Below are 9,244 nucleotides of genomic sequence, written 5' to 3' on the forward strand. Positions count from 1 at the left end.
CCACCGCTACATGTGTTGTAGTTGCGTCAGTTCAGGCCCTAAATACGGTACAACAAATCTTTTTTCAAGGGAGAGAAAGTACCAACCCTGATCGCCCACATAATGACCCTCGTGAATAGGGCCCAGCGTCGTGCCGCCGACGCGCAAAAGCGGCGGAATCACCAGACTATCGTGCACGACGGCAATTTGCTCATACGGAATGACCAGTCGCCCCTGCAACGCCTCCAACATGGTGAGGCCGGTGAGTTGGATAATGAGTGCTTCGTCGCCTAATTCGACCCGTCGCATCGACAATCCCTCCGTCCACTCTGTTGCTAATAGACTACGCCGGCTGTCGGATAGCCACAACTCTTGACACAAATTTAGTGAAATAAGTTCTTTAGGATGGACACGCACTGTGGCTGCCGGGATACCGGGAACCCCTCATGGCATCGGTCACGCCGACCACGAGGGCGGGGCCGGAACAACGGGGATGAAGGTGACCTCGACGGGGAAGGGCTCACGATTGTATATAACCACCCGCATGCCGCCAGCCATGGGCAAGGCGGCGGCAATAACATCAGCCCCGGGTGGGGAAACGGCTGTCACCGTGACTGGTTCGGGACGCCAGCCGTTGGATACGGGGAACGGGGGCCCCGAAGCGAAGTTCTTGGGCAATACCTTACGCGTGATCGGGTTCATCACTCGCGGGGCGAAACTCCGTTGCCGGAACCGTCCCCATGCGTCCTGACTGATAGTCGTCGAACGCCTGTACAATGTCGGCGTGGGTGTTCATGACAAAGGGACCATAGGACGCAATCGGTTCACGAATAGGTTCTCCACCTAGGAGTAAAATCTCCAGTCGTCCCGTTGGCCCTTCGGGGTGGATGCTCGCGGTCACGGTCAGCGCATCGCCAGATCCAAATAACGCGCCCTGACCTTCATGAATCAGGACACCGTTGGGTCCGACCGCGCCACTTCCAGTGAGCACATAGGCTAGGGCGTTATATTGGGTGGGCCAGGGAATGCGGAGCTTTGCACCGGGCTCCAGAGAGGCGTGAATGACGGTCACTGGCGTCCAAGTCACCCCAGGTCCCTGATGTCCTCCCACCTCGCCGGCGATAATGCGCAAGAGGCTGTCGCCCCGCTCGGAGGCAACCAAAGTGACATGGCGCGACTCTAAACTCTGATAGCGCGGCGGGGTCCACTTCAATCGCTTGGGTAGATTCACCCATAGCTGAATGCCGTGAAAGAGGCATCCCGTTCGTACCAGTTCCTCGGGGGGCATCTCATCGTGCAATATCCCAGCCCCGGCTGTCATCCATTGCGTGTCGCCGTTGGCGATGTAGCCACCGCCACCTTGCGAGTCATGGTGCTCCATAGCGCCATCCATGATATAGGTGACCGTTTCAAATCCGCGATGCGGGTGCCAAGGAGCGCCTTTGGCTTCGCCGGGGGCGTATTCCACCGCGCCGAGATGATCTAACAGTAAAAATGGATCGGCCTCGCGAAAGCCAATTTCTCGGGTTGGCCATGGCCGGCGTACCGGGAAACCGGCGCCTTCCAATAGCGACGGGGCGGTTGCAATCTTTTCCACCGGCCGATCAATGGCCGATTCCGGCGGTTCCTGGACGCGCGGCAAGTCGGTCCAGCGCTCGGGAGTTACGGCAGGCATGAGATCCCTCCTTGCTTACTAAAAAGAAGTATCGGTCAAAACCGATCCACTTGTCAAGATAAGTGTGAGAGATCCGCGGGGGTTGTATCCTAATTCGGTTCGCGGGATGGTTCTAGGTGAGACCAACTGGGAGGCTTCCATCCGGAGCGGCGGTAATGAGTGAAAATGGCAAGGAGATAGCGTTCAGAAAACCACTTCTTCGACACAAAGGTCAAGTCACCGAGCTGTTCCCGCATCGTTGGGTATTGCATGACATTGTCGACACTGAGATACACAATCACTATGGAGGGAAACGCGGCTAAAATACGCCGCGCGATCTCGAGGCCGTTTTTTCCGGGCATAAAAATGTCAACCAGAACGGCATCCGGCTGAGTCTTTTCGATCACCGCCAAGGCGTCGTTGCCGTCAGTCACTTCACCGACAATGTTGAAAGCACCGGATTGTTGGAGCTCCTCGCGAGCGAACTGCAGGAATTCGGGTTGGTCGTCAATAATCACTAAGCGATAGGCTTGTGTCGCGTGGCTTGTCAGCATACCTTTATATTAGGGTCGATAGGAGCCGACAGTCAATGATTCTAGGCGGCAATTATCGCCGGTTCCGAGGAAGGACGCGCTCGATTGACTCGAGGAGATCAGCACTTCTACCAGCAAATCGTGGACAATGCCAAGCACGCCGTGGGCGTTCCGTGGGTTCAGTTGACGGCCTTTGATGCCAAGTCGGGGACCATTAAGCAATTAGCTGTCTCCCGTTTTTCGGTTCCCCGGATTCGACGGGCTGCTGGCACGTTTCGGCGGTTAGCCAACGGCCGCCGCATTTTGGATGTCGTGGCGACCATCGACGCCAACGCGACGCTGCGAGCCTTATACAGTGACGGCCAGACGATTGACATGCCTCTTTCCATGGTGGCCCAAGGCACGGTTCCTCGTGCCGCGTCGCGGCTCGCCGAGGTGGTGGGGTTGCGGCAGACACTCGGGATTCCCCTTCGGGTGAACGGGGAAATTGTGGGGGCGTTGAACTTTCACTCGCCGCGGCCATACAGCGCCCAGCAGCGGACCATTGCCGAGGCTTTTTGCCGGCAAGTGGAGCTCACCATTGAAAATCGAGAGTTGACCCGACGTCTTGATGAGAATGTCCGCCTTCTCACAGCGGTTCAACGCCGCCTCATTTCCGCCGAGGACAGCGTCAAGCGGGAACTGGCGGAGGAATTGCACGGCCGCGTTCAAACGCGGCTGTTGTTGGCGTGGCGCCGGCTCCAGCGTCTGGCCGACACCATGGCGGAGGGGACGCTGCAGCATCAGCTGCGCGCCATTCTGGATGAGTTGGACAGCATTCGGGAAGAAGACGTCCGTGGGCTAAGCCACCGGCTGATGCCGCCCATTCTATCCACTGGTGTATACTCCGCTCTCTCGTTTCTGGCGGCGTTGTATGCGCCGGAGATGGCGGTATCGGTAAGCCTGGAGCCCGATGTCGTGGAACGGCCGGACATTCATGAACCTATTTTGCCCGAGGATTTGCGCTTGACGTTGTATCGCGTGGCCGAGGAGGCTCTCGCCAATGCCTATCATCATGGCGAGGCGCGGAATGCGGCAGTGCGCTTAGTCGTACGGCCCGATAAGGTGGGGGTATGTGTGGTTGACGATGGCTTGGGATTTCATCCCGGCGAGGTGCAGGACAATTTAGGCCTCACATTGATGCGGGCCCGGGTGGAGCAGTTTTCGGGGACTCTCACAATTCATTCGCAGGTGGGGACGGGAACCATCGTCCGAGCCACGATCGTACCCCAGGGCGCGCTTCGGGAGTATTTGCACCGCGCCTTTCAAGAGCGGGGGGCGACATCTCGTGGCTGAATTGACCGTATCGCGATCTGCGGGGGCTCGGTTTCTCCTCAATCAACTGCAGCTAGGGGTGGCGCGCCCATCCAGGCGACTCACCTTAGCGCAACGCATTCGTCAGTTGGAGGCCGTGCAAATTGACCCGGTGGCCCGGGTCGGGCGCAACCAGGATTTAGCGTTGATGGCCCGCGCTCCTGGCTATGAGCCGTCTGACCTGGATGATTTGCTGGCGGCCGGCCAGGTGTTCGAGTATCGGGCCCAAGAGGCATCGGTCCTGCCCATGGACGACTATCCTCTGTTTGAAGGAGTGCGGCAGCGCCTTCGTCTTCGGCTGAAGGAGGAACTGACCCGTCATCAGGAGGTGGTTCGGGAGGTCTTGGACCGCATCGAACGGGAAGGCGCACTCATGGCCCGCGACTTTGCCACCGACCGCCGCGTGTTGGGGTATTGGGACAGCGATCAAGCCCGAACCAAGGCGACCTCCCACGTGTTGAATCTGCTGTATGATGCGGGCTGCCTCGTGATTGCGGGTCGGCAAGGGGTGACGCGCCGATTTGACTTGCCTGAGCGCCGAGTGCCCGCTCCGTTGTTGGATCAAGCCCGTGCCATCGACGCGGAGGAAGCGGATCGGCTCTTGTTCGACAAGTATTTTCGTGCCTATGCGCTGGTCAACTCGAAAAGCGGCCGATTGGGCTGGAGCGGTCGGCCTATGGCCTGGCGGCGCGAGCGGCTGAAGCAATTAGAGGATGCGGGACAAATTGTCCGGGTGACGATTGAAGGAGTGGACAGGCCTTATTTTCTTCGTTCGGAATCTCTCATGGAGCTTGAACAATGGCAAGCGGGCGAACGGGGATGGCATCGGTCGGTGCGCTTTCTTCCACCGCTGGACAATCTTCTCTGGGATCGCGACCGTCTAACAGATCTTTTCTCCTTCTACTACCGGTGGGAAGTCTATGTTCCGCCCCAGCGCCGGACTTTTGGTGTTTATGCGATGCCCATCCTGATAGGGGACCGGCTGGTGGGACGTATGGATCCGGAACTGGAGCGGGCCACGGCTTCGCTGGTGATTCATAATTGGGCGTGGGAGCCCGGCACAAGGGTGACGCCGCGCCTCTCTCACGATGTCACTCGGGCCTTGGAAGCGTGGGCAAAGCGGCTCGGGGCCAACGGGGTGCGAAGGGTCTAGACGCGGATGACGCCGAGACCCAGAACACCCACTATGAGCAAATAGATGCCCACCGCCATGCGGAAGTGGCGGGGTTGCCATAAGGCTACCACGCCGGCGATAATCGCAGCTAACGACACAATGTCAAGACGCATAGGGAATCCTCCTTTGTTGTCCTATTACCGTATCCTATGCGGCTGTCTGTCCTGATGGGCCTATCCAAATACAGCCTTCGTCAAGTATCTTCCCAACTGATTAATAGACAAAGCTCACGACAATAAGGCTGCGCCCTGTTTGCCGTGAGCTTTCCATCAAATAAATATTTTGTTAAGTCATTGATTTAAGACTAACGGATAGCTGACTTTTGGGTGTCTCAGAAACGTCTCATTTTAGATTCCAGCCAGGTAGCCAGATGGGTCAAAGACTTCTCCAAGTATCGGTAATAGGTGGCACGGCTTACATGTAGACGTTCCGCGTGCTGCCAGACAGTCCGATCACCGGAGAAAAAGGTCTCCTGTAATACCCGCGCGTCGCGGGCAGTGAGGGGTGCGGGCGGGTCCGCTGCCAAGCCCTCTTGAATCAGCTGGCGGAGGTCCTCGGCCGGCAACTGCAATCGCTGAGCGAGGGCGCCAGCCCCAAGCTTTCGGGCATCACTCCAGTGGTCGAGGACGTACCGGACGTCCTCAACACGGATACCGGGGTGGGTTGGCCTCAATTGCCGCAATAGACTTTGGATCCAGGCGCCGAAATGCTGATGCCTCAAATCGAGGATGAAGAGCTCCTCGTCGGCTACCGGGGGATGACTGACGGGGAACGGCTGACTTTGGTAGCCTAAGCGTCTCAGGAACGCTTTTAAGTCCGGATTGGTGAGGATTAAGAGACCCAACACGCCAACCTGAAACGACAGCTGATCGCGGGCAACGACGCCTAAGAGCGTTTCAGCCGTGTATCGTTTTTGTTGAAAATCAAATCCGGATAACACGTTGAAGAGTGTGTTGGCATCCTCGGACCCGGAGTGACCGATGGCATGATCGAATGCGAGCAGACGGTCTGCCACTACCGGGTGGAACGCCCGGATAAGCTCCAGAGTCCGGTCGTACAGGGGAAGGGCGACAAATACGGCTACGGGCCGGCCGCTTGCCTCACGGGTGACGCGGATGGCGGAAGGAAATTGATCGGCAATGATATCGAACAGGGCGAGGGCCTCCGGCGGCGCCAAGGGCAGACTCTGCCGCGGCCAGGCGGCAATCAAGGTGCGAAGCCAAGGATAATCGCTGGCTCGATACCCGCTGACCTCTAGTTCGGGTGCGGCATCGGTGAGATCGGCATAATGAGTCCCTTCTTGCAGGACATCACGGCACACCCAGAGGAGATGCTGGGCCAGCGCCCCCCGCTTGCCGGCATCGCTTTGGTCCCATTCATCTAGCAGTACCTGAACTGCACGGTGGCGGAGGTGATCGAGCCGCTTCGGATCGCGCTGCTGGAAATCGCGAAACAAATGCGTCACGGCCAAGTCGTGAAGGCTCACCGTGTTGATGGCTGTGCGTTTGACAAATGAAAGACGTTTGAGGGCGGCATAGCGGCGGGGGCTGATGCGGGTCTCTAAGACGCGTTCCAGCCTGGTTAAATCGGCGTCGCGCAAGAGGCTCAACGCCTCCACCAGCGGTTCCAAATCTGGATCGGTGACTTCGCGAAGAAGTCGCACCGACAGCGATTCGCGTACCAAGGCTTCAAGTTCCAATGGATTAGTGCTAGGACGTCGGCGCCGGGCTTCGGACAAGACGGCTAATGACAGAGGGTGGCGCTCCGCCAAGCGCCGCGCAACGGCTAGGTCATTGGCTGGCCATTGACGTCGGGACAAATAGTCCTCTGTTTCCTCCGGGCTGAAGTCGCCCAAAGGCCACAGATGCACACGCCGTTGCCATCCGGGGTCGAGAACCCAGGGAGCGTACACGTTCGGTCGCGAGGCCAGCAGCAATAAGACCCCGGTGGCCGGAAGGCCCGGGAGAAAGACCTCTTTGAGCCAGGTCTCTAGCACATCTAATTCTTCATAGTTGTCGATGGCCAACATTAACGGGGGGCGTGGGCCGGTCATTCGCTGCCAGTGTTGAAAGCGATCGGGCAGGGACTCAAGAAATCTCCGGGGCGTTCGATAGCAGGTGCGGGCGTCAATCCATACGGTGATGGCGTGGTGCGTCTGGCCGATTTCGAGGAGGCGGGCCAACAGCGTGGATTTCCCAACCCCGCCCATGCCGGTGATGGCCACAATCTGGGTTGGCGGATCGAAGGACCTAAGCCAGGTCCTGACCCAATCGCATTCGTTCTGGCGCCCGACGAACAACTGAGAACGGTCGTCGGCTATGTGTTCGGACAACGGCTGCATAACCATCCCTCTTGTTCGCTTATATTTTGATAGTCATTGGCTACATTCTGGGAAAATTTCCGATATTCCTGCATTAGTGGCGCGGATGTCGAACCGTGAGCGGCAGACGAATCCCCAACACCTGTGCATAAAGGCGCAATTGGCTCTCTAAGACCCGCTGCTGCCACTGGGCTCGGCCGTTCAGATGTTCAGTTGGCGTGCCGACATCGGGGACCGCTCCGAGGGTCTGGATGGCGTTTGGGGTAATCCACAGCATCGGGAGGTCGCAGGCGGCGTCTGTCGGTGGGCCGTCCTCCGCCATAATGCTGCCTGTCCGAAAACCACGACCGGAGGTTGACGGCTTCATAATGAGGGCCGCGGCCTCTTCAAATCCGTGGAGAATTACACGTTCACAATCGGCCTTGTGATGGCGGGCCAAGAAGCGGATGAGCGCGCCTAAGTCGTGCATGGGATTGGCAGACGGGATGCGATACGCGCGTCCATAACCCGTACTGCCGCGGTAATTAAAATCGACGACAGCAAATCCTCGGGTGGTCCAAAAGTGCACCTCAGGCAAGAAGCGCACGTCGCTGCGCCCCTGCGACCTGGGATGCAGACGGACAATCACTGGCGGGTCTTCGCCTTCCGGGGGGATGTAGTCGGCACTGCGGGGAGGGTAATAAAAAGCGTGGCCGAGCTGGCGATTGTCGAGGGGAAATGTGACGGGCTCGGCGACGGCGATTTCCCCTTCGTCTACGGGAAGAACGGGTGCCCGTCTCACCGTGCGGTAGCGCTGGCTGGAGATATTGAGCCACGATACCGTGCCAGGCACTTGGTCTTGAGCGGCCAGCACCAGCACGCCCTGATTAGCCGCTTTCAGGTGGAAAATCGCGCTGAACGGGGAAGGCAGATGACTCATCTCGCGGCTTTTCCGATCGATGCTCACCAGTTTGGCGCGACCATCAAGCCAATAGGCGGCTATCAAGCGTTCGGCGTTCAGAAATGTGTACGTTTGCTGGGCCAAGGGAAGACCAGCATCACCGAAGTCGCTATGGAGCGCGGTGACAGGGCGGGACATTCCGCCATCCCATTCGTAGAGGTTCCACCACCCATTTTTGTCCGATAGAAAGAAAAGGTGGTTGTCGGGGGACCAGAGCGGCTGACCCACCGATTCCTCCTCCGTGTGCGAGACCACCATGGGATTGGAGAGACCCCCATCATCCCCAACCGCCGCCTTCATTAAAGCGGAACTGCTCCGGGGATCTTGACTCTCCGGCCACTGAATCCAAGCGATGGTTGTTCCGTCTGGACTTAGGGCGACGCGGGACAGTCTTTTCCCGCCTTCCAGCAACGGCCGCCCCCACGGCTGGGATGGATCCGAGTCGATGGACACCAATGCGCAGCGCCATCGACCGCCCGTTAGCACTTCACGGACAGCGATGAGGCGGTTATGGTGCGGATCGGAGACAAGCCCCCCGAAACGGACCGGGCCTTCAGCGGTGACGGGAACTGGCGAAAGTCCCGGAGATACCCGATAAATACGTTGATCGTGTGCTGCGACAAAATAGAGAATGCCTTGGTGAATGGTGATCGCCCCGCCACCTTGGCCATACACGCTCGAACGAGCGCTCCACGGTGGGGGGAGCTCATGGACTGACCCATCCGGTGATTCATGCATGACGACGGCGCGGCCATCTTCTTGGGCTCGCTCCTCAATCCAATAGATATGGCCTGCATCCGACTCCGCTTCCACGAAGTGTACAGTCCGTTCGACCGCCAAATGTGCGGAAATGGGCGATTGCCAGGTTCCAAAAGGCGCCACACTGGGCACACGACTCATGTCATCACCGTTCTCCCCGGGAACTACATACTATCCACTTCTTTTCGGGACAATCCGAACTTTTCCCTGCCAGGGGGCGATGCTCCCAAAGAGAAAACCGGAGCTTGAACGCGGGCCAGGGTTCTCACGGCAGGAGTTTTTCCGCCGTTGTCGAAATTAGCGGAAATTGTTAAAAGGCGGCGGGTAAATGACGGGTCCCAGCATTGTGCAGTTTGGCGGCCTGCTGCTGGCTACTGTTTATGCGGCATCAGCGGTCTTTCTGCTCCTATTTCGCCATGCCATTCATCCAGCCCGCCTGGGGCCGGCAATCGGGGTTCTAGTAGAACCATTCCTTAATTCGTGATAATCACGGAAGGTTATGGTACGGTAAGGGAAATCCTTGGTTGGAGGT

10 protein-coding genes are annotated in these 9,244 nt (G+C 58.3%); 3 read left to right on the forward strand and 7 right to left on the reverse strand.

Going from position 1 to position 9,244, the window contains the following annotated elements; genetic code table 11:
* Window positions 1–6: 6 nt before the first annotated feature.
* The 4 genes from HIJ39_RS19670 to HIJ39_RS19685 form a co-directional block, all read right to left on the reverse strand.
* Entirely contained in the window at window positions 7–288 is a 282-nt protein-coding gene (locus HIJ39_RS19670; protein WP_169102739.1) for a hypothetical protein, read from the reverse strand.
* Between the two features lie 147 nt (window positions 289–435).
* Window positions 436–681, reverse strand: a complete 246-nt coding sequence (locus tag HIJ39_RS19675; RefSeq protein WP_243239834.1) for a hypothetical protein — start codon at window positions 679–681, stop codon at window positions 436–438.
* Complete coding sequence (locus HIJ39_RS19680; protein WP_169102741.1) at window positions 662–1,654, reverse strand: pirin family protein; 993 nt, start codon at window positions 1,652–1,654, stop codon at window positions 662–664. The genes HIJ39_RS19675 and HIJ39_RS19680 overlap by 20 nt, the downstream gene beginning before the upstream one ends.
* A gap of 89 nt (window positions 1,655–1,743) precedes the next feature.
* On the reverse strand, window positions 1,744–2,187 hold the full coding sequence (locus HIJ39_RS19685) for a response regulator transcription factor (RefSeq protein WP_169102743.1): 444 nt from the start codon (window positions 2,185–2,187) through the stop codon (window positions 1,744–1,746).
* Window positions 2,188–2,271: 84 nt separating this feature from the next.
* Here HIJ39_RS19685 and HIJ39_RS19690 point away from each other — a divergent pair, with 84 nt between their 5' ends.
* Together HIJ39_RS19690 and HIJ39_RS19695 are read left to right on the forward strand one after the other, a co-directional pair.
* Window positions 2,272–3,501 carry a GAF domain-containing sensor histidine kinase gene (locus HIJ39_RS19690; RefSeq protein ID WP_169102751.1) on the forward strand — a complete coding sequence of 410 codons (1,230 nt, stop codon included), beginning with the start codon at window positions 2,272–2,274 and terminating at the stop codon, window positions 3,499–3,501.
* Complete coding sequence (locus tag HIJ39_RS19695) at window positions 3,494–4,672, forward strand: DNA glycosylase AlkZ-like family protein (RefSeq protein WP_169102752.1); 1,179 nt, start codon at window positions 3,494–3,496, stop codon at window positions 4,670–4,672. Before HIJ39_RS19690 ends, HIJ39_RS19695 begins: the two co-directional genes overlap by 8 nt.
* Here HIJ39_RS19695 and HIJ39_RS19700 read toward each other — a convergent pair.
* The 3 genes from HIJ39_RS19700 to HIJ39_RS19710 all read right to left on the reverse strand — a co-directional run bounded on the left by HIJ39_RS19700 (window position 4,669) and on the right by HIJ39_RS19710 (window position 8,853).
* Window positions 4,669–4,806 carry a DUF3096 domain-containing protein gene (locus HIJ39_RS19700; RefSeq protein WP_169102753.1) on the reverse strand — a complete coding sequence of 46 codons (138 nt, stop codon included), beginning with the start codon at window positions 4,804–4,806 and terminating at the stop codon, window positions 4,669–4,671. The genes HIJ39_RS19695 and HIJ39_RS19700 overlap by 4 nt on opposite strands.
* Before the next feature lie 218 nt (window positions 4,807–5,024).
* Window positions 5,025–7,034 (reverse strand): helix-turn-helix domain-containing protein, encoded by a 2,010-nt coding sequence (locus HIJ39_RS19705; protein WP_169102754.1) that lies wholly within the window; start codon window positions 7,032–7,034, stop codon window positions 5,025–5,027.
* Window positions 7,035–7,107: 73 nt separating this feature from the next.
* Window positions 7,108–8,853 carry a S9 family peptidase gene (locus tag HIJ39_RS19710; protein ID WP_169102755.1) on the reverse strand — a complete coding sequence of 582 codons (1,746 nt, stop codon included), beginning with the start codon at window positions 8,851–8,853 and terminating at the stop codon, window positions 7,108–7,110.
* Window positions 8,854–9,040: 187 nt separating this feature from the next.
* Between HIJ39_RS19710 and HIJ39_RS19715 the strand changes: the two genes are divergently transcribed.
* On the forward strand, window positions 9,041–9,196 hold the full coding sequence (locus HIJ39_RS19715) for a hypothetical protein (protein ID WP_169102756.1): 156 nt from the start codon (window positions 9,041–9,043) through the stop codon (window positions 9,194–9,196).
* Window positions 9,197–9,244 lie beyond the last annotated feature (48 nt).

It is taken from the genome of Sulfobacillus harzensis, assembly GCF_012933365.1.
GTDB classification, from domain to species: domain Bacteria; phylum Bacillota; class Sulfobacillia; order Sulfobacillales; family Sulfobacillaceae; genus Sulfobacillus_B; species Sulfobacillus_B harzensis.

Coding starts and splice junctions, on each gene's coding strand:
- HIJ39_RS19685 (WP_169102743.1), bottom strand. CDS start 2,187: ATGCTGACAAGCCACGCGACACAAGCCTATCGCTTAGTGATTATTGAC.
- HIJ39_RS19700 (WP_169102753.1), bottom strand. CDS start 4,806: ATGCGTCTTGACATTGTGTCGTTAGCTGCGATTATCGCCGGCGTGGTA.
- HIJ39_RS19675 (WP_243239834.1), bottom strand. CDS start 681: ATGAACCCGATCACGCGTAAGGTATTGCCCAAGAACTTCGCTTCGGGG.
- HIJ39_RS19705 (WP_169102754.1), bottom strand. CDS start 7,034: ATGCAGCCGTTGTCCGAACACATAGCCGACGACCGTTCTCAGTTGTTC.
- HIJ39_RS19680 (WP_169102741.1), bottom strand. CDS start 1,654: ATGCCTGCCGTAACTCCCGAGCGCTGGACCGACTTGCCGCGCGTCCAG.
- HIJ39_RS19670 (WP_169102739.1), bottom strand. CDS start 288: ATGCGACGGGTCGAATTAGGCGACGAAGCACTCATTATCCAACTCACC.
- HIJ39_RS19710 (WP_169102755.1), bottom strand. CDS start 8,853: ATGAGTCGTGTGCCCAGTGTGGCGCCTTTTGGAACCTGGCAATCGCCC.
- HIJ39_RS19715 (WP_169102756.1), top strand. CDS start 9,041: ATGACGGGTCCCAGCATTGTGCAGTTTGGCGGCCTGCTGCTGGCTACT.